Source organism: Kovacikia sp. CALU 1929 (assembly GCF_056784235.1).
Map to the genome: position 1 here is coordinate 1 of NZ_JBXBCF010000060.1, position 21,471 is coordinate 21,471.

Sequence of the window (21,471 nt, forward strand, 5' to 3'; positions counted from 1 at the left end):
CAAGGGACTACGAAACCTTACCCGAAAATCATGAAGGCATGATTTATGTGGTTATGATTCGATTAATGCTCCGCCGCTTAACAAACAACCGCCGAACGAGGAAGCCAAAAACTGCTTAACTAACATTTACAAACAGCTTCTCAAGAGGCCATTTGTCACATGGGTGAGGGCGGACGGATCATCATGATGGGCAGCGCCAGCAGTGATTTCACCCCCGTTGCCGGACTCTCGGTCTATGCATTGACTAAAGGGGCGATCGCCAGTTTCACTCATGGGCTCGCCCGCGATCTGGGGCCTCGCGGCATCACGGTCAACACCATCCAGCCTGGCCCAATTGACACCGACATGAATCCTGCCGCCGGAGACACTGAACTTGATGCCTCTGTCAAAGAAATCGGCTACCCGCAACCGGATACTCGACCTCAAAGACCGCCAGATTCGAGTGAATGCAGTCAGCCCTGGTGTCGGTAAATCACCTGCATAAGTCAGAATATTGTTTTGTACAGGAGTCGAAGCCATGTCACAACAGCTCAAAACAATCACGGATCGTCAGTGCCAAAACGCCCCTGCGCAATATAGTGATTTAAAAGCTCTTTTTTTAAATTGCACACTCAATAAAACGCCAGTGTTATCCCATACACAGGGAGTTATCCATATTGCCAAAGCTATTTTCGAGGCTAATGGGGTAACCACTCAAGTCATTCGACCGGTAGATTATGAGATAGCGGCGGGGCTAGGGTTAGATATGTCACAAACCGATGAGTGGCAGACAGATGAATGGCCCCAAATCCAGAAAGAAATTGATGCAACTGACATCTTAGTGCTGTGTACTTCAGTATGGCTGGGTGAAAAAAGTTCTGTTTGTAGTCGAGTTTTAGAGCGGATGTATGGATATACTCATCTTTTGAATGAGAAAGGTCAGTACAGAGATTATGGGAAGGTTGGGGCAACCCTCATTACCGGGAATGAAGATGGTGTGAAACATTGTGCGATGAATATTTTGTTTTCCCTATCGCACATTGGCTATACGATCCCTCCCCAAGCGGATGCAGGCTGGCTAGGCGAAGTAGGCCCAGGGCCTTCCTATTTAGATCCAGGGTCTGGAGGTCCGGAGAACGAATTTACCAATCGCAATACCACCTTTTTAGCTTGGAACTGTATGCATATCGCCAGACTACTCAAAGATAATGGAGGAATTCCTCCTCACGGGAACCAACCTGACGTTTGGGATGCAGGTTGTAAGACAGACTTCAAAAATCCTGAGCATAAACGCTAGCAGGGATAGTTTTCTAAGGCACAAAATTTTTCAACATACCCTATAAAGATCTCGATCTAACCTTTATTGGTTAGTGACCTGCCGGATTCCTGTCCTGTGAAAAAACGCTGTGATTCACCCCGTTGAGTCAGGCTCAAATGATACACATATTTGTCTAGTTCTGAAGAGGCAATTCTATGACTGTTCCCACTCAAACGTCTCGAACCGTTGCCGGAGTAATCAACAGCGTTGAAACACTTGAAGGGGCTGGATTTCTTGTACGTCGTCCCTTTCCCAAAAGTAGCTTCTCTGAATTTGACCCGTTTCTGCTCCTCGACGAGTTGGGTCCGATTAATCTAAAGCCGGGTCAAGCAAAAGGTGCACCCGATCATCCGCACCGGGGCTTTGAAACCGTCAGCTATGTCTTGGATGGACGGTTAGAACACAAAGACTCTGCGGGGCACGCCGGGCTACTAAATCCGGGTGATGTCCAGTGGATGACAGCAGGTGCCGGGGTCGTGCATTCCGAGATGCCGGAGTCAATGTTTACCCAAACGGGTGGACGGCTCCACGGCATTCAACTATGGGTCAATCTGCCACAACGAGACAAAATGATGCCACCCCGCTATCAGGAAATTCCAGCGGCTCAGATTCCGGTCGCTCAAACCGAAGATGGGTCTGTGACGGTGCGGGTGATTGCGGGAGAAGCGTTAGGGGTAAAAGCCGTAATTCAGACGCGCACGCCGATAACTTACCTCCACTTCACACTGCAACCAGGGGCAACGATGATCCAGCCTGTACCCAAAGAGTACAACGCCTTTGTCTATGTACTGGAGGGGTCTGGGTTGTTTGGGGCAGAGCTAGCGCCTGGTGATGATGGGCAGATGGTGCTCTTTTCTCAAGATGGAGAAGATGTGGCGATCGCCAACCCTGCTGATGCTCAGCGTCCTCTAGATCTTCTGCTGATTGCAGGTGTACCCCTTAACGAACCAGTCGTGCGCTACGGGCCATTTGTCATGAACACTGAAGCTGAAATTACGCAGGCGATCAACGACTACCAGGAAGGAAGGATGGGACAGATTCATGCTTAACACATCTCAATATCAGATGAGTCAACATCAACGCTTGAGTGAGTTACGAATCAAACTACTGCATCTGCACAAGCTTTTACTAGAGACTGAGCGTCTTACCTATGAGCAAGTTCGAGGGCAAGTTTCTAGAGGTGAATTGCTACAACTGGTGATTAGTCATGAGCAATTTGCCTGGTTGCATCGACTCTCAGAATTGATTATCCAAATCGATGAGTTGCTTCATGCCGATGAATCTGTTACATCAGAGGCAATTGAAGCGATCAACAGTGACATTCGTACACTGCTCAGCCCCGATGAATCGGGCGATGAGTTTGCCATGAAGTATAGCACGGCGCTTCAACGCCACCCCGATGTCGTGTTAGCTCATGCAGATGTCATGATGTTGCTGACCTCTGACAGTATTTAACCTCCAAAATTCACAGGTTCTGAACTTGCTCCGATTGTGTAATTGCAAACCTCCTTGCTTTTCTCCAAAGCACCTATGAGGCAGCAGCCAACTTAGGACATTGGGATCGAGTAGCCCTGGAGCGTTCCCCAACCGTGTAAGGCTAACAAATTGCAAATTGCTGAAGCGGATGGACTAACGACCTTGATACAAAGTTTGAGGCGATCTGTTGCCACTTAGAGATACTGAATGGATAGTGGATAACCGGACACCATTTTTGCAAACGGCAGTTATACAATGCGGTAAGCAAACAAGGAGCATATCCAAAAATGGTTAAAGGTAGGTTAGAAGCATTCAGTGATGGGGTAATTGCTATTATTATCACCATTATGGTACTGGAGTTAAAAACACCTCATGAGTCAGATTTAGCTGCACTACGTCCGTTGATTCCAACCTTTCTAAGCTATGTGTTGAGTTTCGTGCATGTTGGTATCTACTGGAACAATCACCATCACCTGTTTCAGGCAGTCCGACAAGTGAATGGTTCAACTTTGTGGGCAAACCTACATTTGTTGTTCTGGTTATCATTATTTCCCTTTGTCACCGCATGGATGGGTGAAAATCACTTTGCTGCGTTGCCTGTGGCGATTTATGGTGTGGTTCTATTGTTGGCTGCGATCGCCTACTTCACTCTGACCCGCACACTTGTTTTTTACCACGGTCAAGATTCCACGCTTGCAAACGCTCTTGGTCGAAATTTTAAAGGCAAGTCATCGGTATTGATTTATGCAGTTACAATTCCACTTGCTTTTGCAATCCCTTGGCTTGCATGTGCATTATACGTTCTGGTTGCAGTTCTGTGGCTCATTCCCGATCGTCGTATCGAAAAGGCGTTGAACTCATAAAGTTCCATTTTTGATGCAACAAAAACCAGCTAACAAACCCTCTGCACCAGCACGAATATAGGTTGTTGGTCACAGACAAAGGTGATCTGAATCCGATGCACGGGAACATTATGCCGCTTAAACCTAAAACGGGAAGGTGGCTGATTCTCGTACTGCGCCATCTGGCGCTTTCGCGGCAACAAGATTGTCGAATGAAGAGCTGTCGTAATCCCAACCGAAGTCAAAGCTAAAACCAGCAACGCAGCGTAAATCGTCCACAAAAGGTAGGAGGTATTCTCATGAAAAACGCAACTTACGTGGAGTCTGCCCGACTAGGTAAGTATCGGGGGTGGCGGTACCCTCTAGGGCTGGTGGTTATACTCGTTTCGTGGCTGGTGGTCGGCACCGTCGCCAGCGTACTCGTCGCGCTCGCGCTCAGCGTCCAGACGGATTACTACGTGCTTGGTCCTTTCGGGAAGTTCCTGTTTGTTATGGTAGGTTTCCCATTTTTCCTCGCGGGTGTTCTCATCGCCGTCTCCCTCATCCAACGCCGCTACCCCGGACGCTGGTTACGGCGCGGGAGCGGATCGACTGGCGTCGCATCGGTCAGGGGTTTGTGGCGTGGTCCGTTCCAGCGTGTCTGATAGGTGTGCTGGGACAGTACCTCTTCTACCCCGATAGCTTCTCCTTCAACTACGACCTCAAGACGTTCGCGTTCTTCGTGCCGATCGCACTGGTTCTCACCGCCATCCAGACGACCACCGAGGAGCTTTTCTTTCGCGGATACATTGTGCAGGGCGCGAGCCTCATCTGGAGCAACCGCGTTTTTCTGGCGGTCGTGCCAGCCGTGATCTTCACGCTGCCGCACCTCCTCAACCCGGAGGCGATCGCAGGCGGCTGGCTCACGGTCTTTTCCAACTACTTCCTCGTTCCGGGTCTGTTGTGGACTGTGGTTTCGTTGATTGACGGAACCACTGAACTCGCCATCGGCGTACACTTCCCGAACAACATCGGCGGCATACTCCTGTTTAGCATCACGGGAAGTGCCGTGACCACACCGGCTCTGTTCACAATCAGCGAGTACCACGCGACCTACGGGGCGCTCTCAGTGCTGGTTGCAATACCTGTGTTTCTGGCGATCGCCTACAAGGTGTTCAAACGCGACGGGGTATCCGAACCCGTTTCCCAAAGCCATCAGAAGGACCGTCGGTAACCTCGTCATAATCCGGTTCAAGGAACCGCAGCATACCTCAATCAGGAATTCATCATGCAATATCTTTCACAGGACTTAATCCTGCTTGCACTCAATCCCCAAACTGGGAAAACTCGCTTCTCTTGGTACTCTGCGCTCGAATATGGCTTGGTCGGTTCTTTGTTACTAGACTTAGTCCTGCAAGGCAAACTTGAGATCGACAACAACAATCGTGTGATCGGTGCGATTAGCGCTTTGCGCAACTCCGCAGGAATCGCAGGCAACACAGACGATGAATTCTTAGATCGACACCTCAATGAGGTTCTGGCATCGTCTCGTCCTCGAACTGCAAGGTTCTGGATTACTCGTTGGAGACGAAGATACAGATGGTTTCAGCCGATTGTATTGCAGAACTTAGTTGATTTAGGTGTTTTAGAACGACAAGAGCAACGCATTCTTGGACTGTTCCCAACGCAGCGATATTTTCTAACCGATGAATCCATTCAACGCGAGATTGTCCAGCAAGTTCGTGCAGCCGTGTTAGAAGGCATTGGACTGGATTCCCGGATGGCAGCATTGATTAGTTTGATGCAAGCCTCTCACCTGACCGATGCGGTGTTCAGACCTGAAGAACGGACTGAAGCGCGATCGCGAATTAAGGCGATCACAGAAGGGGAGTTGGTCGGCAAAGCAGTTTCAAAGGCAATTTTCACCGTTCAAGCAGCCACGACTCTGGGTGCAATCAATGGCGGATGAAAACGAACTTGCTCTTCACCATAAGAATCTGGAAGAAATCAAGTATTGGAACTCAGTACACTTCAGATCAATGCAACGAAATGAATGCTAGGAGAAGCACAATAAAGCTTCAGAATAAGGTGGCGTTAGCTACCAGTTGTCATTCTCTATCTGGGCATTGTGTTCACCCAGTATCCTGATGTCTCTAGAGATTAAATCAATGGTAGTTTTGAAACAATTTGGAATTCTATTTGTGTTGGGCATTGCGGGAATTGCGATGCTTGCGATTACCTCGGTTTCATTAGTTGAGCAACAGTTGGCGAAACTGTCTCCAGAAGTACTAGCAAACGTTCCGCCACTGTGGGCTTTAATGCTGCTGCAAGCACTACAGCTTACAGTTCTACTGGCAATCAGCATTCTGATCGGAATTGGCTGTGCCTATCGCGTTGGATTACGCTCACATTTGATTGACTACTGGGTATTTCATACCCCTAAGATTCCACATTCTTTCATTGAGATGAAATGGAGCTTGGGTGTAGGTGCAGCGACGACAATCATTGTCCTATTGCTCGATCGGTTCATGAAACCTGCCCTACCTGAAGCACTACGGGCAGCCAATACAGAACCAAATTGGCTGAGTTCGCTTACAGCAATGCTTTATGGCGGCATCACTGAGGAAATTTTGATGCGCTGGGGTTTAATGTCGCTGCTTGTTTGGATCGCGTGGAAAGGTCTAAAACAAGGAATTACGTTGCCCAGTCAAGGGATTTACCAGGGTGCGATCGTTCTAGCCGCGTTGGTATTTGGACTGCTACACCTGCCAGCAACTGCCGCGATCGTTCCCCTCACTCCAGTTGTGATTATTCGGGCGTTGTTACTGAATGGGATTGCGGGGATTGGGTTTGGCTGGCTCTTTTGGCAATATTCACTAGAAGCTGCAATGTTAGCCCATATTAGCTTTCATGCTTTTACTTTTGTTCTTAGCGGTTTACTAGCAAGGTTGGCTTAAGTTTTGAAATAGATCTCATAGGGCTAGCACTGCCCACAAAGCTTTACCGTGAAAGGTTTTAAAGAGAAAGGTTTTGAAAATGATGGGCGATACCCACTACTTGAATTGATGCTCAACTCTACAGTTTTAAGGTGGTCAATCAAATGATTCAGTGCAAAGATTTCGCGCCTCGAATTACTGAACGAGGACCCTTCGGCGGACCTTCCGAGTATGAATCTTTCTCGGAGGTTGTGAGTGCTGTAAATCAGTGGATCGAAAGTACAACGATACAGGTGATCAATGTTGAAACCGTTGTTTTACCCGATCGGATTGAAGGCACAAGTGATGATGTCTACGGAGTGACGACCAGTAATGCTTTCTACCCAGTGATGATCAGCCAGGGTCTTACAATCAATTGCTTTCAATGTGTGCGTGTTTGGTACAGAGAATAAGCTTCACCAGAGAAGAAATAATGAAACGATTTACCTTGTTTACTTTCCTGTACCTCGCGCTAGGAGTTTGTCTGACGGCGAACATTGCGTGAAGCGAAGCTACCGCGCTTGGATACCCAAATCTGTCTTCGGGTCTTCAACCCAGCCTGTTCATCAATGCAGGATTATCCTACCTTGTTTGTATTCTCAGCACCTTCCCATTTTGGCGGGAGGTGACGATCCGCTTCTATCGCAGACGGAATTCAGCAATCATTTTACCCTGGTTGGTGATTGGATTCACTATTGTCTGGATGATCTGGGCAGTTCAGAGTCAGAACTGGGCGATGGAAGCTATTTTACAAGCATTTTCAAGGCTATTAGTTGTCTTCATATTTGCAGAAATCATTGTGATCGCATGGCAAGTGAATCCTGAACATTAGTGTCTAAATCAGAACAAAGAACACCATGAATAAGCCCAAGTTTTTTATCACCCCTGGCTATGGGGAATACATGCTGAATAACTTGCATTACTCGCAAGCGGTAAAAATTGGCGATCGCGTGGAGACATCCGGTCAAGGTGGCTGGAATGACAACTTGCAAATTCCTGAATCGCTTGCGGACGAGATTGCTCAGGCGTTTCGGAACGTGGAGCAAACCCTGGCAACTGCCGGGGCGGGTTGGGAGCACGTTGTCCACGTCAATTCTTACCATGTTGGCGGGTTGCCCCCAGAGGTTAACGATGTGATGGTCAGGCTGTATCGCCATTACATGCCCAACCATGCCCCAATTTGGACACAGGTAGGAGTCGCGGCTCTTGGACTTCCAACGATGCGAATTGAAATCCGCGTTACTGCAATTGTTCCATGAGTTTCGCATCAGTGGCTGCAGAGACGGCTCCGTTAAAGTATCCACTTGAACAGAGGAGAAATTTAGATGTCAAACAACAATAAAGCCATCTTAGAAGCGGCAAACGCGGCGATCGCCCAAGGCAACTATGAAAGATTTTTGTCGTTCTGCACCGACGACACGGAATGGACGTTTGTAGGCGACAGGACCCTGAACGGAAAAGCAGCCGTTCGCCAATGGATGGCAACAACCTACGTAGAGCCACCCAAGTTCAGGGTCGCTCACTTCATTGCTGAGGGTGATTTTGTCACAGCCCTCGGTGATATTACAACGAAGGACAAAGACGGGAAAGCGACTGATTACTCGTACTGCGATGTCTGGCGTTTTCGCGACGGTCAGATGGTCGAATTAAAGGCTTTCGTTATCACAACCGAGGTCAAGGATAAAACCAGCAGCACGGCGTAAACAACGGTTGTGTCGCAAAAAACAGCGAATGGTAAGGTGAGCAGGACTACCCTCGGGTATGTAAATAGATTTGTGTCAAAGATCCAAATCATAGAGGAAAGCGATCTTCATAAGCGATTGCAAATTGATTTAAAGCAGGTCGCCAATCTCGAATCGGCATCGTCCACTTTTTAGAAATGTTCTGGATTGCCGATAGACGACCTTGAGCGCAGACTCATCGGTGGGAAAGGCTCGATGATTTTTCAACACCTTTCTGAGGGTCATGTTCATTGACTCAATCGCGTTGGTCGTGTAGATGAGATTGATCCGGTTTAGTGGACATCTGAATAAGAGTACCCTAGAACTAGGAGGGTTCCATGAGTCAGAAAATCCGCAAGGAATATACAGATCAGCAAAAAGCGGAAGCAGTCAAAATTGTTGTAAGCACAAATGTAGGGCGAAGAAATAAGTGTCACAACCGAAGGAATAAATGTCACAATTGCTCTTCGCCTCAAAGCCTTACCCTGTAAGCTTTTTAGATTTTTTGGCTGTCGATCTTTAAAGAAAACTCAACCGAAGAATTATGTGTCATTTCGTGGGGCTACCGAAGAAATAAATGTCATTTCGTAAGTCGTTGCTTGAAACCCTTGTTCTGAAGTGATTTCACCATTCTGTGACGATCGCCGAAGAATTTCATGTCACTTTGTTAGCTTAAAAGCTGAAACCTTTACGTACCAACAGTTTCAAGCCTTGCTGGATTTACCAAAGGATTACGTGTCATTTCGTGGACTACCGAAGAAATAAGTGTCACTTCGTTGGCTTAGAAGTTAGAACCTATACACACGAATAGTTTCAAGCTCTACTGAATCTGCCGAAGGATTACGTGTCATTTCATTGGAGCAGTTTCGTCTTCAGCTTTGCGGGAGCTTCGCTGCTGCCGAAGGCGATCGCCTACCAACTATAGGGAAACTTTACTAGAGATTATGAAGTAGATTGCTGTGTTCCTGGACTCGACCCTTAAGGGATTAGTGTAGCTGCACAATGGCTATCCTCCTCAAGAGGCTCCCGGTAGAATATAAAGAGATAAACCTGTTGTCCTCGTATGGCTGCAACTGTCACACTGCAACTTCCAGATCCTATCTATCAGCGATTGGTCAATACGGCGATCGCGACGGGGCGATCGCTTGAAGAGGTCATGCTCCATGCGCTGAAAGTCGGTAGTCCTCCAGATTGGGAGAATGCACCCGATGAGTTTCAGGCAGATTTAGCCGCTCTTGACCGTTTGGAAGATGAGGCTCTATGGAAGGTTGCCACAGGTCAAAAGACTGAGGAGGAGATGGCACGGCATTTCGAGTTGTTGGAGCGTAATAAGGAACACGCTCTTACTCCAGCAGAACAGATGGAGTTGGCGGAACTGCGATCGCAGGCGGATCTTTTCATGTTACGGAAAGCCCATGCTGCTGCTCTTTTGCGTTGGCGTGGTCATCGTGTTCCTCATCCCTGATCGCTTGTGTCTGCCTATATTTCTGAATCCTTAAAGACCCAAATTCGAGAGTGCGATCGCCATCGCTGCTGCTACTGCTTGACTAGCGAAGCCAATAGCGGTATTCCGATGAGCTTTGACCATATTCATCCCCAGTCCAAAGGCGGGAACACTTCCTTTGAAAATGTTTGCTTGGCTTGTCGATCCTGCAATGAGTACAAATCCGACTTGACCGAAGCTCAAGATCCGCTCACCGGAGAAATCGTTCTCTTGTTTAATCCAAGGGCACAGCAGTGGTCAGAACATTTCGCTTGGAGCCCGGATGCAACACGAGTGGAGGGGCAAACGCCAGTCGGACGAGCTACGATCGCTGCATTACGGATGAATAATCCGGTCATCGTGGCTGCTCGTTCGCGTTGGGTGATCAGTGGTTGGCATCCTCCTACAATTCAGTGAAAGGTTTTTCCTGCTTGGCACCGACAAATTCACACGCTCTACCACAACTCTCATCTGGTACTGCACCTGAGTACTCTGGAGAAGCTAAAGCAAGACCCACAGCGACAAAAAGTTCTTGCCTGGGTTCACAAGTAAGCCCCAATAGGAGAGTGCAGATGAATTCGAAATCGCTGAATCTGGGCTGAAGCAGGTACAATCAGTTCCAGATTGGCAATCTGTCGCGGGTGAGCTGAAGTGGTGAGTTTTGCTGCTTCAGTTCACCCAATTGCTGCTTAGAACAAGCGATGGGACGGAGCAATATGAATCAGCAGTTGCCCCAGTTCATTCATCATGTTGTCGATCGCCTGCAAGCAATTGAGGGGCTTGTGGCGATCGCTCTGGGTGGCTCAAGAGCAAGGGACACCCATACACCCAAGCCAGATGTAAACCTGAGGCTGTATTACCCTCCCTGATAACAGGATAAGTAAGAGTGGTGATCTCTATTACAGGAGGTTTGACACTGCCATTTTTACTTTGAATGGTTAAAATACTGGGAACAGCAAGAAAACAGTAAGCTGATTATGGAATTAGGCGAGTTCACTTTAAGTATAATTACCAACCTTTTATCTAGCGTAATTTACGATGGGATAAAAAATCAGCCTTATTTCCAGCGTCGAAAAATTGAAAGGCGTGTTGAAGATGCGACAGCGGAGGTTGTTGAACCTCTATTACCGTTCCTTGAGCATGAAGGAATTCCTGAGGATAGGCAGCGCCGACTAATTGAGACTTGTGTTGAAGAGCTACGTCCTTTAACCCAAGAACCAGAGTTATTGTTTCAAGGCTCTCTCAATGGACAAAAAATCTTTGAGGATTTGTATTCCAACCGCGATTTGCCACAAGTTGTAATCGAGGATGGGTTAAAGGAAACCTATACGCTTCTGTGTCCTCGCATTGCTACACTTCTCTGCAAAATACCTGCTGCCGTTAAGGATTGGGAAAGTGAGGCGTGGTCTGAGAACTTTCGTCGTTTTGATGAAATTACAGATCAGTTACGTACCCTTTTCAATAGAGTTGATGAGTTGGCAACATCCCCCCTTCGAGACACAGATGTTCTACTTACAGTAGTTAGACGGGCACTTGCCCAGAAAATTAGATTTGATTTAGACCTTACAGGTCTGAGAGGAGACAGCCCCCGTGCAGGCAAGTTTGATGATTTCTTTGTACATCCTGAAATAGCTGAAGACATAGAAGATAAAGAAGTTACACCAAGGGTTGTAGGAGACGATAAAAGTTTTGATGTATTTACTGCTACAGGGCATCGGGCAATTATTATTGGTCAACCAGGATCAGGCAAATCGACCTGGGCAAAATGGCTGCAAAGAGAAGCTTTAAGTACTCGATGGAATGGCATTTGTGTTCGAGTTGAGTTACGCCGTTTTTCTAGTGAACCTTTGTTATCCCTGCATCAAATAGTTCGAGAAGCAGCAGGACAGCATCTAGCGGAAGAACTTACGGCTGATCGCATAAGTGAATGGTTGAGAACAGAGAAAGTAATTTTTATCCTGGATGGTTTTGATGAAATTCGTCCGAGTGATCGCGACAATATTTACGATTGGATTGTTAATTTAAGTACAGCGGTACAAGAGTGCCCTTTTGTTCTAACGTCTCGTCCATTAACAACTGATCACATCGAGCGTTTAAGTGCAAGTTGGCAGTCTTGGACTATACAGCCTTTTGATAAGGAACGCATTGTCGATTACATCCAACGCTGGTATTCACATATGCCTTTGCTTACAGAAGGTAATGATGAGATTAACCCTGTGGCGCTTGCTGAAGGTTGGCTTAAAGATCCTACAATTGGACCTCTTACAGGTAACCCCCTTCTACTTTCAACCCTGTTAATGGTTCATCATTTAGATGGTAGTCTCCCAAGTGGACGTTCACAGCTTTACCGACGATATGTTGAAGGTATGTTGGGTTTATGGGATGACCGTCGTAAGGTAACAGCAACAAGTATTCAACTTTCTTTGGAACAGAAGCGGCAAATAATGAGAGGATTCGCTCTCCAGATGTTTCTTCAACAGAAGGACCAGCTTGATGAGAATGCTGCATTAACTCTAATGCAAGGGCTACTTCAGAAGCTCAGTATTGCTTTATCTGAAGAAGATGTTTTGGCAGGGCTTCGAGAGCGTTCAGGGCTGATTATTGGACCTGGAATTTACAGTTTTGTACATAAAAGTGTCTTGGAATACTTAGTTGCAGAGTCTGTTCTTCAGGGAGACCAACGGGATGAATCAGGGCGTAGAATAGACCGTTTTTGCTTATTTGAACATCGTGATGATGATCGATGGAATACTGTAACTTTTCTGTGGGCAGGGCTTGCTCCAGTGGCGGAAGTAGAATCTTTTATTGATGAATGTATTAATGACGAAACACTAGATCTAGCCTATGGTATTCTCTACGATCAATATAATAAATTTCCAGCAGAAATACGTCGCCGATTGCTATTAGCAACAAATCATGTGGATCAAGACTCAGTTCATTACCAACAACATTATTGGGGATACTCGTATACAACCAGAAACGCTCAGCCTGAAGACTTAAAACTTAGAATTCCGTCTTTCAGTCTGCGAAGTCTTTCATCTGACCCCGATTCGTCTGATCTTATACAACGTGCTGTAGAGGATAGAACTCTAACTTGGTCACATAGCGTTTTTGCACAAGGTCAAATGCGCGATCTCCTATGGATGTGTTGCGCTACTGAATCACAGAATATTGAAGAATGGAAAGCCTGCCTTACCGCTCCATGTCCTAGTAGCGGTACCAAAGAAGCTTGGTTGAATTGGGTTGCACAGTCTACGTTTAGAGGAGCAATTAGAACTAAAGATTTAGCAGAATTAGAGAGAGCTGTAATGTCCTATAAGGCTGTTTGTCCTGAGTTTCGTGCCTTAGTACCAATTACATTAATGTCTATAGGGCTTGATTTATTCGATAGAAGAAGTCATGAACTTGATTTTTTTGATAAAAGAAGTCATGAAAAGGATGAGTACGATGAGTACTGCTGTGCTGGTTTCATAAAGATATTAGAAATTTTGCCTAATAGCGATGATGGTGAAGTAATTGAAGATTTGTTATTAGGCACATATGAATGGACGTCTTACCCATTCCATCACTCAAGGAAGGGTTCTACCAATGATCTCTTGCTTGCTTTTACAGAAAAAGCAGAGGAGCTAGTTGAGAAAGGACTACTAGAGAAGAACTCAATTTACGAGCGAGCTATCAACTTTGTCGCTAAATTGCGGGAGTATCGAGATTCTCTTATAGCCAACTAAATCTTGATACTGTTCTTTAAAGTGCTTATTACCTGCTCCAAAAAAAATCTACACCTGTATCTGCCACATTTGTGCTTAAATATCAACCCTGAAGAAACTTTCCAAAAGGGAGCTTAAAGATCTATCCCCGTAGAGCTGTACCAAATTAATCAGAGTTGTTCGGGTCAAGAGATCGGGCTCATAAGATGGACCTTATTTCTTCTCCACTTCCCCTTCAAGAAATCACTGAATTCATTCAGCAGCTTACTTCGATACCGTCAATAGACTCGGAGCAGGCGATCGCCACCTGTATTGCAGAAAAGCTCGCTGCTCTTAGATTCGAGCCAAACTTGATCGGAGATCCAGAGCATCCTTCCATCATTTGTCATCATCAAGCGGCAACTGCAACGAAAACAATCTGGCTACAATCCCACCTCGATACTGCTCCTGTGGGCGGTCGCGCTCAATGGCAATACGACCCATTCGCTGGAACAATTGTCGGCGATCGGATTTATGGGCGAGGGGTAGCTGACTCGAAAGGGGCGATCGCCCTATTCATCTACCTTGCAAAGGCGCTAAAGGACTCGCCCCAGTTCAACGGCTCGCTATTCCTCGGATTCGATGCTCAGGAGGAATCGGGCAACTTTTCTGGAATTCGAGAGATTCTCTATCATGCTCCCAAAGCGGATATTTGCATTTTGGGCTATCAGAGTTTTGATGAAATTGCGATCGGTGCGAGGGGATGGCTGAGGCTCAAGCTAACCACCTACGGCAAAGCGGCTCATACAGGCAGTCGCTCTAAAAAGGGTAGAAATGCTGTTCATGCACTGATACGTGCCTGCTCTGCTTTATTGGAACTTCAACTAGAGGGGCAGACCGAACCCTTCTTTGAATTCGGTTCTACCTTCACCATTGCTCAGATTAACGGTGGTGAAGCGATCAACGTAGTGCCTGACAAAGCAGAAGCTCTGATTGACATTCGTTTGCTGCCCTCTCAACAAGCGCAGAGCATCGTACAAACCATTGAGGAAGAACTGCGGAATTTGCAGCGATCGAGTCCCGATTTTCAGTATGCGCTGGAAGTGCTCCAATCTGAACCCGCTTATCTGACTAATCCTCACCATCCGTTTGTTCAAATTTTGCGGAAAAATGCAGCGCAGTACAGAGCAATTTCAGGAAGCAACATTGTGGATCAGGATCTTCCTTTAGTCGCGAATGGTGCAGGCAGTGTTGGTAACGTGATTAGTCGGTTGGGAATCCCCATCATTAATGCCTATGGTTGTGAAAGTGGTAATGTTCACGCTCCCAACGAGTGGCTCAATCTCAAGACCATAGAGCCAGTGTTTCAGACCTACTGGGCGAGTTTGGTTCAGTTCTGCCTTGACGGTGAATATTGAGACAGCAACGACCAAATATTGCGATCGGGTGATTGTGGGGATTATGAGCGATTGCCTCACTCTCCATAACCAGTCATTTCAAAACTTAAAGGAACCATATTTCCAGTCATTGTCAATCCCAACCACATGGGTTGTTGTGGACGGATCAGTTGACCTGTAATGGCGCATCGCTGTTCTTGTTGTGCGATCGCCCTAAACGTCGCTCGAATATCTGATATGGAAAACGTTGAGGGGTAGGAGGGCAGTGTGAAGCCGTTTTCCTTTGGGGGTAATTGCCAACTCCCATCATGTCGTACCTCGTCTGGTCGCACCTGTTGTTCTACAAACTGCCAGAGCACATCTCGGATGAGGGTTTGATACCCCTGCTCTCCGGAGATTTCCCGCAATCGCTCCTTCAGTTCTGGTTCCAGTCGGATACTCGTCACCTGCATTTCCGAAGTGCTACCTCGTTTACGTGTATCCATAACCGAACATCCTGAATTTCAATTAAGGGTGGACAATCTAATACTACAAGTGTAGTATGTAGACATCCAGAATTGTAATACAAATACTACAGCCTTCCATGATACGTATCCTCACCACATTAGCCAGCGTCCATGTTCGACCCCAACATTGTTCGGGTAGAGCAGCGGCGCTGTTTGCGTTTGAGGGGACGTATCGGTTTAGCGGCGGTAAATCCGTCAGCGAAGGCATGGATAGCACAATTCCTGCGGAACGCTTCGCGAACGCCGGACGACTCAATCCGGGTCAATCCACTAGCAGCGGGAGGTGCAGGACAATCCTGACACCGACATAGGGAAAGCCATATTAACTTCCCAACCCCCGCTCCTGGTGTTCAGAGGCGGGGGTTATTTTTTGAGGAGAAAACTCATGCAGACCGAACAGCGACAGAAAATTCCAATACTCCAAAACCAGGTCGTGGTGTTCTCTAAGAACTACCTGCCCCTGGCACGAATCAACCTTAAACGGGCGATCGTACTCCTGGTGACTGGACAGGCAGAGACTTTAGAGTTCAGCAGTACCCAGCAGTGGGAAGTTCGCTCTCCCAGTGTCGTACTACAAATTCCTGACCACATTCGTTTGACGAGCGGCAATCCAGAGCGGCATTGGAAGGTTCCTCCGGTAAATCGTCGGGAAGTCTTTCGCCGTGACAACCACACCTGTCAGTACTGCGGCAGCACCAAGCATTTGACACTGGATCACGTCATTCCTCGCTCAAAAGGTGGAACGCACACCTGGGACAACGTAGTGACCGCCTGTGAGAAGTGCAATTCATGCAAAGGCGATCGCCTTTTACATGAAACCCCAATGGTACTGAGAACCAAACCCAAAGCACCGATGCATCCAGCAATCGCCTTTGCTGAACAGTTTTGGAAAGAACAGCAGCTTATTGAACTCTGACCTCAAGCCAGAAAGGAGGCATGACCGATGTTGAAGCTAAACTACACCGACGTTGGGCTGTACATGGAGCGGACCATGACCAATCCCGAATTGTTGATTGCCCAGCGCGTGCTTCTGGCGGTGCGATTAGGGAAAACGCTCTATATCGAACCCGGTCGCGCTTCCTTTCTGCTGCCTGCTGACATTCCCGAACTGAAAGTGCTAGAGATGGCACTACATCAGGAGTACGGCTCAGTAGTCACCCTCATTGCTGTAGATGAGGACTTTGTGGAAGTCGGACTCAGCGGAAGCTGGATTGCGGAGGACAAGGACGCTCATGAAGGGATGTTCTTGACGGTGATGAGCGATCGAATTGAGCGTTTCATCTACAAGCTGTGGCAGATGAGTGAAGTCCACATTTCCTCTCCAGCCTAAGGGTCAAGTCCATTGGGAGAGAGCGATACAAGGATTTTTTGACAGTCGTTCTCTCCCATCTCAAAAAAGTTGTAGTACCCCCTTGACGCCTTGTAGTATTTTGTATTATGTTTGTAGTATGAGATGAGACACAGAGGAGCGAATCCAATGAACACTCACTCCCTTACTAAAAACAATGGTTTCTTGAAGCTCTTAGAGTTCTTAACCACTCATGTTTCTGGCATTTCCACGCCACTTCAAGACGACTTATTCAATCAGGGACATTCATCTTTCACTCAGTCCGCGCAAGCACTCCGCCAACTTCAGAAAACCTATTCTCTGGAACGGCGTTGCTTTCTCTAATTCCTGCTGATTCATCAGCAAACTTGAACCTTGAAAATTGAATCGCCACCTTGGGGGTGTAGCTTAGTGGCTCAAAGCAGTCGCCTGTCGAGCGAAAGATCGTGGGTTCAAATCCCATCATCCCCGTATAGCTTTCAACTAGTTGTTGTTTAGTGCTTCGCACTAAACAACAACTGAAAAAGCCGTGCAGCCTTGTGGACGATTAGAAAAGTCGTTTTGGTTCTCAGCCAGAAAGAAGCGGGTGCAACTCCCGTCAAGGCTCCCAATGAGGATGTAACTCAGATGGACAGAGTGCTTGTTTCCGAGACAAGTGGTCACAGGTTCGATCCCTGTCATCCTCGTTGCTGTGCCCTGATGTCAGAAGCCTACATACAGTAGAACGATCGTTTGAAACACGATAGGTTGCTGGTGCAGTTCCAGCCCTCGCCACCAAACCTGGCGAGGTAGTTCAACCCAAAACAGCTTCTTCAACTTGCACAGCAAATTTATCTCCAGGTCGCCAATTGGGAAGGCGTTGGTCTGCAAAACCGACTATTCGTGGGTTTCTCCAAAGGAGACGCTTCGCGAACGATTCCCACCCTGGAGTCCAATCATTGCAGTGTCACCTAACGGCTAAGGTACTCGGCTCATAACCGAGGATATGTGGGTTCGACTCCCACCACTGCGACCAATGCACAGATGGTGTAACGGCAACATCACGGTCTCCAAAACCGTTGTTCGAGGTTCAAATCCTCGTCTGTGCGTTCTACGGTGTGCCCTCATCCGAGAAGCCTACATACTGGTCACTCGCTTGAACAGCGAAGTAGGTTCGACTCCTACAGCCTCCGCCAACTTGGAGGCTGAAAAAACAGCTTCTCAAACTTGCACGCTGTAGAAATCTCAAAGTTTGGTGCCGTAGGCAAATTGGTAAAGCCGTCGATCTTTCAAGTCGATGCTTGCGGGTTCAACTCCCGTCGGCACTGCCAAATTCAACATGGGTCGGCTCGCCTATCAGCGTGGGCAACTGTCTGTAAAACAGCCGATGCTTGCGTTGCAGGTGCGACTCCTGCCCGACCTACCAAATCTATGGAGAGTAAATCGATCGGGCGATCGGCACTGTTTGCTAAACAGATGGATGAACAATTGTGGTTCGAGTCCACTGCTCTCCGCCTTTGAGGACGTGGTGTAACTGAACAACATCTCAGATTACGAACCTGAAGAGTGGGGGTTTGAGTCCCTCCGTCCTCGCCAATCATGGAGGGCACCGCTGAATGGTCGGCAACTGGTCTTGAAAACCAGGGTAGTCCTTGGGCTAGGGGTTCGATTCCTCTGCTCTCCGCTTGTGGGAAGTTGGTGAAGCTGGTGCTCACGTGCCGCTGAAGACGGCGAGAAGGCGGTTCGATCCCGTCACTTCCCACTCATTGCCCCGTAGCTCAGTGGCAGTAGCGGTCGCCTGTTAAGCGAACGGTCGCAGGTTCAATCCCTGCCGGGGCAGCCATTTATTGCAGGATGGACGATTGGCAAGTCGCTCTGACTCTGAATCAGAGAGAGGTTGGTTCGACCCCAACTCCTGCATCCAATTCATTGCCCTGTGGTGTAACTGGCAACATCCCGCTCTTTGAAAGCGTAGATTCCAGGTTCAAACCCTGGCGGGGCAGTTGGGAGGTAAACAGTCGCCTGGGTCAATCCCCTGTATTCCTCCCATTTCTCACTCCTGTAGCCCAATCGGAAGAGGCGGCTGTTTCAAAACCAGTCAACGTGCGGGTTCAAATCCCGCCAGGAGGACCAACTATGCTGCTGTAGCCCAACTGGAAGAGGTGCTGGTCTTAGAAGCCAGAGGTTGTGGGTTCGACTCCCACCAGCAGTACCAACTATCGGGATGTAATTCAGTGGTCAGAAGCCTTGGTTTGGGACCAAGGAGTCGTGGGTTCAAATCCTACCATCCCGACCATTTGCCCTTACCTGAGTGTTGAGTGAAAGCTTTGCTTTCACTCAACACAATCAAAAAACATTTGCCCTTGTGACGGAACTGGCAGACGTGCTGGCTTCAGAGACCAGATTTTGTGGGTTCAAATCCCACCAAGGGTACTGATGCTCCTGTGGCGGAAGGGAAGACGCTCTAGACCGAGGATCTAGATTTTGTGGGTTCGATTCCCACCAGGAGTACCAAGCACCGAAGGCGGAAGTGGTGGACGTGCACGCCCGATAAGCGTGTTATTAGCAGGTTCGACTCCTGCTCGGTGTACCACATATCTGAGTGTGGTGCAGTGGGAGCACGCCAGTTCGGGGAACTGGAGGTCGTAGGTTCAATCCCTACCACTCAGACCATTTCATTTGGGTCGTTGGCAGAGCGGATATGCAGCCGCCTTTTAAGCGGAGAGATCCAGGTTCAACCCCTGGGCGACCCACCAAATTCAACCTTTGGTTGAGCAGCGAAAAAATGGGCGTTTGGCAGAACGGTGATGCACCTCCCTCTTAAGGAGACTGACGTAGGTTCAACTCCTACAGCGCCCACCAAAGATGCCCCTGTGACGCAATTGGCAGACGTGTCCGGTTTAAAACTGGAATCTTGCGAGTTCGAGTCTCGCCAGGGGTACTGCGGGGATGGAGCAACGGCGGCTCGAAAGGCTCATAACCTTTACATCAGCGGGTTCAATTCCCGCCCCCGTCACCGAGCAGGTGTGGTGCAAGTGGCAAGCATACGGGTCTCGTAAGCTCGTGGTATGGGTTCAAATCCCGTCTCCTGCTCCAAATGCAGATGTGGTGCAGTCGGTCAGCATCAGGATTTGGTATGTCCTGGACGCGAGTTCAAGCCTCGCCATCTGCTTGTGCTGGTGTAGCTCAGTCGGAAGAGCAATCGCCTTGTAAGCGAAAGGTTGCAGGTTCAAATCCTGTCACCAGCCCCAGAATGCGAATGTGGTGCAGCGGCAAGCATCCCTGGCTTCCAACCAGGAGACACGAGTTCGAGTCTCGTCTTTCGCTCCAAAAAATGCGGGTGTGATGTAGCGGCAAGCATCTGAGTGCGCCACACTCAGCGCATGGGTTCGAGTCCCATCATCCGCTCTCGTAGTCCTGTAGCTCAACGGTGGAGCATCTGTCTTACAAACAGAGGGTTGCAGGTTCAAATCCTGCCAGGACTACCAAACCGTGGGAGTGTAGCTCAATTGAACAGAGCACCGATCTTCTAAATCGGCTGGTGTAGGTTTGAGTCCTACCACTCCTGCCACGTTTGTCATCTGTCCTATCAGCGCTAATGACGCGTGACGAATGACTAACCTTGGGTCTGTAGCTTAACTGGGAAAGCGTCTGCCTTGCAAGCAGAAAGATGTCGGTTCAAATCCGACCAGAATCCACCAAACATGAGTCTGTAGCTTAATGGTCAGAGCGTCTGGGTTTCGTGTCCTAATCTGTAAAGCCTACATACTTCCTATATCATCACCTTTGGATGGTTAGTTGATGTGTGCCCGTGTTGGTTGGAGGGTGGGAGGGCACAAAGTTAAATGAGCTTTATAAACTTGCATGAAAAGAGCACATTGCTCACCCAGGAAATGTCGGTTCGACTCCGACCAGATCCATCAAATGGGACCATAGCTCAACTGGCTAGAGCGCCTGTCTTGCAAACAGGAGGTTAGGGGTTCAAGTCCCCTTGGCTCCACTGTGACTGAACCCGAAGTGGTGGAGGGGCTGGTTTGTGACACCAGTGTTAGCGCGTTCGACTCTCGTCAGTCACCCCAATTGGAAACTGCGGCTGAAGGTCAGCAACCTGCCTCGTAGCTTGCTTCCCGCAGGGTAAACAGGCGTACAGTTCATGCTGTAGAGGTTCGATTCCTCCAGTTTCCGCTCTCTGGAAGGTGCGGCTGTGTGGACGGCAACTGGCTTGGAAGACCAGAGGATAGTGTCACGCTATCGAGGTTCGACTCCTCCTCCTTCCGTTGTTTTATCGATAAGCAAGAGGTGATAGTGATGGTGCATATTCGATTTGAAGGACGCTCCTTAGACATTACAGAAACTCAGCTAGGAATTACCACAGGTATGAGTGATGTGGCTGTTAAAGAACAAGTTTCCAGACACTTGGATGTCAACGCCACTCGGCTCTCTGCTTATGTGATCGATCGCCGTCCAAGTGGTGATCTGATCATTCGCCCTGAAGCGGTTTACGGCTAATCATTCAATTCCGCGCCCTGACTTGAAAAGCTTAGATATTCAGGGATCAGAAGGTTGTAGGTTCGACTCCTGCTGACTCCGGTTGGGGTGATAGCTCAATGAGTAGAGCATCTGAATGTATTAACCACTTTTCTAACTTGTGTGGAATCGCAAACTCAATCTGCACTTCGTGCCCTGACTAAAAAAGCTTACATACTTGCTCAATGGTAGAGCAGTCGCCTTATAAGCGATTGGTTACAGGTTCAAATCCTGTGTATGATCCAACTGTTTTTTTGACTTGCATGAAGTGATTTA

The 21,471-nt window shown here is 48.1% G+C and carries 22 protein-coding genes, 35 tRNA genes and 3 pseudogenes; 58 read left to right on the forward strand and 2 right to left on the reverse strand.

From position 1 onward, the window contains the following. Positions 1 to 147: 147 nt before the first annotated feature. The 13 genes and pseudogenes from AC1S52_RS08655 to AC1S52_RS08715 all read left to right on the forward strand — a co-directional run. Positions 148 to 471, forward strand: a pseudogene (locus AC1S52_RS08655) (SDR family oxidoreductase); the annotation flags it as partial. 46 nt (positions 472 to 517) lie between these two features. Then, complete coding sequence (locus AC1S52_RS08660; protein ID WP_482028625.1) at positions 518 to 1,276, forward strand: flavodoxin family protein; 759 nt, start codon at positions 518 to 520, stop codon at positions 1,274 to 1,276. A gap of 176 nt (positions 1,277 to 1,452) precedes the next feature. Continuing rightward, positions 1,453 to 2,346, forward strand: a complete 894-nt coding sequence (locus tag AC1S52_RS08665) for a pirin family protein (protein ID WP_482028626.1) — start codon at positions 1,453 to 1,455, stop codon at positions 2,344 to 2,346. Next, on the forward strand, positions 2,339 to 2,752 hold the full coding sequence (locus tag AC1S52_RS08670) for a hypothetical protein (RefSeq protein WP_482028627.1): 414 nt from the start codon (positions 2,339 to 2,341) through the stop codon (positions 2,750 to 2,752). The genes AC1S52_RS08665 and AC1S52_RS08670 overlap by 8 nt, the downstream gene beginning before the upstream one ends. 41 nt (positions 2,753 to 2,793) lie before the next feature. Then, positions 2,794 to 2,892 carry a DUF5996 family protein gene (locus tag AC1S52_RS08675; RefSeq protein WP_482028748.1) on the forward strand — a complete coding sequence of 33 codons (99 nt, stop codon included), beginning with the start codon at positions 2,794 to 2,796 and terminating at the stop codon, positions 2,890 to 2,892. 168 nt (positions 2,893 to 3,060) lie between these two features. Continuing rightward, the gene (locus tag AC1S52_RS08680) at positions 3,061 to 3,636 is read left to right on the forward strand and encodes a TMEM175 family protein (protein ID WP_482028628.1); all 576 of its coding nucleotides are present in this window, start codon (positions 3,061 to 3,063) and stop codon (positions 3,634 to 3,636) included. Positions 3,637 to 4,336: 700 nt separating this feature from the next. Beyond that, a pseudogene (locus AC1S52_RS08685) lies at positions 4,337 to 4,567 on the forward strand (CPBP family glutamic-type intramembrane protease); the annotation flags it as partial. Between the two features lie 315 nt (positions 4,568 to 4,882). Continuing rightward, positions 4,883 to 5,563: a GOLPH3/VPS74 family protein gene (locus AC1S52_RS08690; protein WP_482028629.1), complete on the forward strand. Its 681-nt coding sequence runs from the start codon at positions 4,883 to 4,885 to the stop codon at positions 5,561 to 5,563. A gap of 199 nt (positions 5,564 to 5,762) precedes the next feature. Next, complete coding sequence (locus AC1S52_RS08695; protein WP_482028630.1) at positions 5,763 to 6,551, forward strand: CPBP family intramembrane glutamic endopeptidase; 789 nt, start codon at positions 5,763 to 5,765, stop codon at positions 6,549 to 6,551. A gap of 143 nt (positions 6,552 to 6,694) precedes the next feature. Continuing rightward, positions 6,695 to 6,982: a hypothetical protein gene (locus AC1S52_RS08700; protein WP_482028631.1), complete on the forward strand. Its 288-nt coding sequence runs from the start codon at positions 6,695 to 6,697 to the stop codon at positions 6,980 to 6,982. A gap of 212 nt (positions 6,983 to 7,194) precedes the next feature. Beyond that, the gene (locus tag AC1S52_RS08705; protein ID WP_482028632.1) at positions 7,195 to 7,401 is read left to right on the forward strand and encodes a hypothetical protein; all 207 of its coding nucleotides are present in this window, start codon (positions 7,195 to 7,197) and stop codon (positions 7,399 to 7,401) included. 25 nt (positions 7,402 to 7,426) lie between these two features. Next, positions 7,427 to 7,828: a RidA family protein gene (locus AC1S52_RS08710; RefSeq protein WP_482028633.1), complete on the forward strand. Its 402-nt coding sequence runs from the start codon at positions 7,427 to 7,429 to the stop codon at positions 7,826 to 7,828. Positions 7,829 to 7,894: 66 nt separating this feature from the next. After that, positions 7,895 to 8,272 (forward strand): nuclear transport factor 2 family protein, encoded by a 378-nt coding sequence (locus AC1S52_RS08715; RefSeq protein ID WP_482028634.1) that lies wholly within the window; start codon positions 7,895 to 7,897, stop codon positions 8,270 to 8,272. A gap of 88 nt (positions 8,273 to 8,360) precedes the next feature. On the opposite strand, the pseudogene AC1S52_RS08720 reads toward AC1S52_RS08715, so the two are convergent. Next, positions 8,361 to 8,572: pseudogene (locus tag AC1S52_RS08720) on the reverse strand (transposase); the annotation flags it as partial. Between the two features lie 781 nt (positions 8,573 to 9,353). On the opposite strand from AC1S52_RS08720, the gene AC1S52_RS08725 reads away from it, so the two are divergent. The 5 genes from AC1S52_RS08725 to AC1S52_RS08745 all read left to right on the forward strand — a co-directional run bounded on the left by AC1S52_RS08725 (position 9,354) and on the right by AC1S52_RS08745 (position 14,877). Then, complete coding sequence (locus AC1S52_RS08725) at positions 9,354 to 9,755, forward strand: hypothetical protein (RefSeq protein WP_482028635.1); 402 nt, start codon at positions 9,354 to 9,356, stop codon at positions 9,753 to 9,755. A 6-nt stretch (positions 9,756 to 9,761) separates the two neighbouring features. Beyond that, a complete protein-coding gene (locus AC1S52_RS08730) occupies positions 9,762 to 10,190 on the forward strand; it encodes an HNH endonuclease (protein WP_482028636.1) in 429 nt (142 codons plus the stop codon). A gap of 284 nt (positions 10,191 to 10,474) precedes the next feature. Beyond that, entirely contained in the window at positions 10,475 to 10,642 is a 168-nt protein-coding gene (locus tag AC1S52_RS08735; RefSeq protein ID WP_482028637.1) for a hypothetical protein, read from the forward strand. Between the two features lie 108 nt (positions 10,643 to 10,750). Beyond that, positions 10,751 to 13,501 (forward strand): NACHT domain-containing protein, encoded by a 2,751-nt coding sequence (locus AC1S52_RS08740; protein ID WP_482028638.1) that lies wholly within the window; start codon positions 10,751 to 10,753, stop codon positions 13,499 to 13,501. Between the two features lie 185 nt (positions 13,502 to 13,686). Next, positions 13,687 to 14,877, forward strand: coding sequence for a M20 family metallopeptidase (locus AC1S52_RS08745; protein ID WP_482028639.1), 1,191 nt, complete (start codon positions 13,687 to 13,689; stop codon positions 14,875 to 14,877). Between the two features lie 56 nt (positions 14,878 to 14,933). Here the strand turns inward: AC1S52_RS08745 and AC1S52_RS08750 are convergent, their stop codons facing one another. After that, positions 14,934 to 15,341: a hypothetical protein gene (locus tag AC1S52_RS08750; protein ID WP_482028640.1), complete on the reverse strand. Its 408-nt coding sequence runs from the start codon at positions 15,339 to 15,341 to the stop codon at positions 14,934 to 14,936. A gap of 98 nt (positions 15,342 to 15,439) precedes the next feature. On the opposite strand from AC1S52_RS08750, the gene AC1S52_RS08755 reads away from it, so the two are divergent. The 40 genes from AC1S52_RS08755 to AC1S52_RS08950 all read left to right on the forward strand — a co-directional run bounded on the left by AC1S52_RS08755 (position 15,440) and on the right by AC1S52_RS08950 (position 21,440). Further along, the gene (locus tag AC1S52_RS08755; protein WP_482028641.1) at positions 15,440 to 15,673 is read left to right on the forward strand and encodes a hypothetical protein; all 234 of its coding nucleotides are present in this window, start codon (positions 15,440 to 15,442) and stop codon (positions 15,671 to 15,673) included. A 74-nt stretch (positions 15,674 to 15,747) separates the two neighbouring features. Continuing rightward, the gene (locus tag AC1S52_RS08760; protein WP_482028642.1) at positions 15,748 to 16,278 is read left to right on the forward strand and encodes an HNH endonuclease; all 531 of its coding nucleotides are present in this window, start codon (positions 15,748 to 15,750) and stop codon (positions 16,276 to 16,278) included. A 27-nt stretch (positions 16,279 to 16,305) separates the two neighbouring features. Next, on the forward strand, positions 16,306 to 16,692 hold the full coding sequence (locus AC1S52_RS08765; protein WP_482028643.1) for an alr0857 family protein: 387 nt from the start codon (positions 16,306 to 16,308) through the stop codon (positions 16,690 to 16,692). A gap of 147 nt (positions 16,693 to 16,839) precedes the next feature. After that, on the forward strand, positions 16,840 to 17,034 hold the full coding sequence (locus AC1S52_RS08770) for a hypothetical protein (protein ID WP_482028644.1): 195 nt from the start codon (positions 16,840 to 16,842) through the stop codon (positions 17,032 to 17,034). A 52-nt stretch (positions 17,035 to 17,086) separates the two neighbouring features. Continuing rightward, positions 17,087 to 17,160: transfer RNA gene (locus AC1S52_RS08775), tRNA-Asp, on the forward strand. 141 nt (positions 17,161 to 17,301) lie between these two features. Further along, positions 17,302 to 17,375, forward strand: a tRNA-Arg gene (locus AC1S52_RS08780). Positions 17,376 to 17,523: 148 nt separating this feature from the next. Beyond that, a tRNA-Cys gene (locus AC1S52_RS08785) sits at positions 17,524 to 17,623 on the forward strand. 5 nt (positions 17,624 to 17,628) lie between these two features. Further along, a tRNA-Ile gene (locus tag AC1S52_RS08790) sits at positions 17,629 to 17,704 on the forward strand. A 2-nt stretch (positions 17,705 to 17,706) separates the two neighbouring features. After that, positions 17,707 to 17,777, forward strand: a tRNA-Trp gene (locus tag AC1S52_RS08795). A gap of 145 nt (positions 17,778 to 17,922) precedes the next feature. Next, positions 17,923 to 17,999 (forward strand) — tRNA-Glu (locus AC1S52_RS08800). Positions 18,000 to 18,009: 10 nt separating this feature from the next. Beyond that, a tRNA-Tyr gene (locus AC1S52_RS08805) sits at positions 18,010 to 18,094 on the forward strand. Positions 18,095 to 18,187: 93 nt separating this feature from the next. Continuing rightward, a tRNA-Arg gene (locus tag AC1S52_RS08810) sits at positions 18,188 to 18,264 on the forward strand. A 5-nt stretch (positions 18,265 to 18,269) separates the two neighbouring features. Beyond that, positions 18,270 to 18,352: transfer RNA gene (locus AC1S52_RS08815), tRNA-OTHER, on the forward strand. 5 nt (positions 18,353 to 18,357) lie between these two features. After that, a tRNA-Phe gene (locus tag AC1S52_RS08820) sits at positions 18,358 to 18,430 on the forward strand. 5 nt (positions 18,431 to 18,435) lie between these two features. Continuing rightward, positions 18,436 to 18,511: transfer RNA gene (locus tag AC1S52_RS08825), tRNA-Asn, on the forward strand. 5 nt (positions 18,512 to 18,516) lie between these two features. Further along, a tRNA-Gln gene (locus AC1S52_RS08830) sits at positions 18,517 to 18,592 on the forward strand. Between the two features lie 6 nt (positions 18,593 to 18,598). After that, a tRNA-Gln gene (locus tag AC1S52_RS08835) sits at positions 18,599 to 18,671 on the forward strand. Positions 18,672 to 18,723: 52 nt separating this feature from the next. Continuing rightward, a tRNA-Leu gene (locus AC1S52_RS08840) sits at positions 18,724 to 18,801 on the forward strand. Positions 18,802 to 18,806: 5 nt separating this feature from the next. Next, a tRNA-Leu gene (locus AC1S52_RS08845) sits at positions 18,807 to 18,883 on the forward strand. Positions 18,884 to 18,888: 5 nt separating this feature from the next. Continuing rightward, positions 18,889 to 18,964: transfer RNA gene (locus AC1S52_RS08850), tRNA-Pro, on the forward strand. Positions 18,965 to 19,027: 63 nt separating this feature from the next. Continuing rightward, positions 19,028 to 19,101 (forward strand) — tRNA-Leu (locus AC1S52_RS08855). A 5-nt stretch (positions 19,102 to 19,106) separates the two neighbouring features. After that, positions 19,107 to 19,182 (forward strand) — tRNA-Leu (locus tag AC1S52_RS08860). A 1-nt stretch (position 19,183) separates the two neighbouring features. Continuing rightward, positions 19,184 to 19,261: transfer RNA gene (locus AC1S52_RS08865), tRNA-Ile, on the forward strand. A 5-nt stretch (positions 19,262 to 19,266) separates the two neighbouring features. Further along, positions 19,267 to 19,341: transfer RNA gene (locus tag AC1S52_RS08870), tRNA-Pro, on the forward strand. Positions 19,342 to 19,349: 8 nt separating this feature from the next. Further along, positions 19,350 to 19,424 (forward strand) — tRNA-Lys (locus AC1S52_RS08875). Between the two features lie 31 nt (positions 19,425 to 19,455). Then, positions 19,456 to 19,530: transfer RNA gene (locus AC1S52_RS08880), tRNA-Lys, on the forward strand. Between the two features lie 5 nt (positions 19,531 to 19,535). Then, a tRNA-Leu gene (locus AC1S52_RS08885) sits at positions 19,536 to 19,609 on the forward strand. Positions 19,610 to 19,611: 2 nt separating this feature from the next. Next, positions 19,612 to 19,684 (forward strand) — tRNA-Met (locus AC1S52_RS08890). A gap of 4 nt (positions 19,685 to 19,688) precedes the next feature. Continuing rightward, positions 19,689 to 19,764: transfer RNA gene (locus AC1S52_RS08895), tRNA-Thr, on the forward strand. Positions 19,765 to 19,767: 3 nt separating this feature from the next. Next, positions 19,768 to 19,840, forward strand: a tRNA-Thr gene (locus tag AC1S52_RS08900). Between the two features lie 3 nt (positions 19,841 to 19,843). Then, positions 19,844 to 19,919 (forward strand) — tRNA-Thr (locus AC1S52_RS08905). 4 nt (positions 19,920 to 19,923) lie between these two features. Continuing rightward, positions 19,924 to 19,998, forward strand: a tRNA-Gly gene (locus AC1S52_RS08910). Between the two features lie 6 nt (positions 19,999 to 20,004). Beyond that, positions 20,005 to 20,076: transfer RNA gene (locus AC1S52_RS08915), tRNA-Gly, on the forward strand. Between the two features lie 5 nt (positions 20,077 to 20,081). Continuing rightward, a tRNA-Val gene (locus AC1S52_RS08920) sits at positions 20,082 to 20,156 on the forward strand. Between the two features lie 6 nt (positions 20,157 to 20,162). Next, a tRNA-Arg gene (locus tag AC1S52_RS08925) sits at positions 20,163 to 20,239 on the forward strand. A gap of 53 nt (positions 20,240 to 20,292) precedes the next feature. Next, a tRNA-Ala gene (locus AC1S52_RS08930) sits at positions 20,293 to 20,369 on the forward strand. A 225-nt stretch (positions 20,370 to 20,594) separates the two neighbouring features. Continuing rightward, a tRNA-Ala gene (locus tag AC1S52_RS08935) sits at positions 20,595 to 20,668 on the forward strand. Between the two features lie 2 nt (positions 20,669 to 20,670). Next, a tRNA-His gene (locus tag AC1S52_RS08940) sits at positions 20,671 to 20,747 on the forward strand. Positions 20,748 to 20,976: 229 nt separating this feature from the next. Further along, positions 20,977 to 21,177, forward strand: a complete 201-nt coding sequence (locus AC1S52_RS08945; RefSeq protein WP_482028645.1) for a hypothetical protein — start codon at positions 20,977 to 20,979, stop codon at positions 21,175 to 21,177. 189 nt (positions 21,178 to 21,366) lie between these two features. Next, a tRNA-Ile gene (locus AC1S52_RS08950) sits at positions 21,367 to 21,440 on the forward strand. Positions 21,441 to 21,471: the final 31 nt, after the last annotated feature.

What these genes read in the sequence shown, in the direction of transcription:
- AC1S52_RS08660 (WP_482028625.1), top strand. Translation starts at nt 518, where the DNA reads ATGTCACAACAGCTCAAAACAATCACGGATCGTCAGTGCCAAAACGCC.
- AC1S52_RS08665 (WP_482028626.1), top strand. Translation starts at nt 1,453, where the DNA reads ATGACTGTTCCCACTCAAACGTCTCGAACCGTTGCCGGAGTAATCAAC.
- AC1S52_RS08670 (WP_482028627.1), top strand. Translation starts at nt 2,339, where the DNA reads ATGCTTAACACATCTCAATATCAGATGAGTCAACATCAACGCTTGAGT.
- AC1S52_RS08680 (WP_482028628.1), top strand. Translation starts at nt 3,061, where the DNA reads ATGGTTAAAGGTAGGTTAGAAGCATTCAGTGATGGGGTAATTGCTATT.
- AC1S52_RS08690 (WP_482028629.1), top strand. Translation starts at nt 4,883, where the DNA reads ATGCAATATCTTTCACAGGACTTAATCCTGCTTGCACTCAATCCCCAA.
- AC1S52_RS08695 (WP_482028630.1), top strand. Translation starts at nt 5,763, where the DNA reads ATGGTAGTTTTGAAACAATTTGGAATTCTATTTGTGTTGGGCATTGCG.
- AC1S52_RS08700 (WP_482028631.1), top strand. Translation starts at nt 6,695, where the DNA reads ATGATTCAGTGCAAAGATTTCGCGCCTCGAATTACTGAACGAGGACCC.
- AC1S52_RS08710 (WP_482028633.1), top strand. Translation starts at nt 7,427, where the DNA reads ATGAATAAGCCCAAGTTTTTTATCACCCCTGGCTATGGGGAATACATG.
- AC1S52_RS08715 (WP_482028634.1), top strand. Translation starts at nt 7,895, where the DNA reads ATGTCAAACAACAATAAAGCCATCTTAGAAGCGGCAAACGCGGCGATC.
- AC1S52_RS08725 (WP_482028635.1), top strand. Translation starts at nt 9,354, where the DNA reads ATGGCTGCAACTGTCACACTGCAACTTCCAGATCCTATCTATCAGCGA.
- AC1S52_RS08735 (WP_482028637.1), top strand. Translation starts at nt 10,475, where the DNA reads ATGGGACGGAGCAATATGAATCAGCAGTTGCCCCAGTTCATTCATCAT.
- AC1S52_RS08740 (WP_482028638.1), top strand. Translation starts at nt 10,751, where the DNA reads ATGGAATTAGGCGAGTTCACTTTAAGTATAATTACCAACCTTTTATCT.
- AC1S52_RS08745 (WP_482028639.1), top strand. Translation starts at nt 13,687, where the DNA reads ATGGACCTTATTTCTTCTCCACTTCCCCTTCAAGAAATCACTGAATTC.
- AC1S52_RS08750 (WP_482028640.1), bottom strand. Translation starts at nt 15,341, where the DNA reads ATGGATACACGTAAACGAGGTAGCACTTCGGAAATGCAGGTGACGAGT.
- AC1S52_RS08755 (WP_482028641.1), top strand. Translation starts at nt 15,440, where the DNA reads ATGATACGTATCCTCACCACATTAGCCAGCGTCCATGTTCGACCCCAA.
- AC1S52_RS08760 (WP_482028642.1), top strand. Translation starts at nt 15,748, where the DNA reads ATGCAGACCGAACAGCGACAGAAAATTCCAATACTCCAAAACCAGGTC.
- AC1S52_RS08765 (WP_482028643.1), top strand. Translation starts at nt 16,306, where the DNA reads ATGTTGAAGCTAAACTACACCGACGTTGGGCTGTACATGGAGCGGACC.
- AC1S52_RS08770 (WP_482028644.1), top strand. Translation starts at nt 16,840, where the DNA reads ATGAACACTCACTCCCTTACTAAAAACAATGGTTTCTTGAAGCTCTTA.
- AC1S52_RS08945 (WP_482028645.1), top strand. Translation starts at nt 20,977, where the DNA reads ATGGTGCATATTCGATTTGAAGGACGCTCCTTAGACATTACAGAAACT.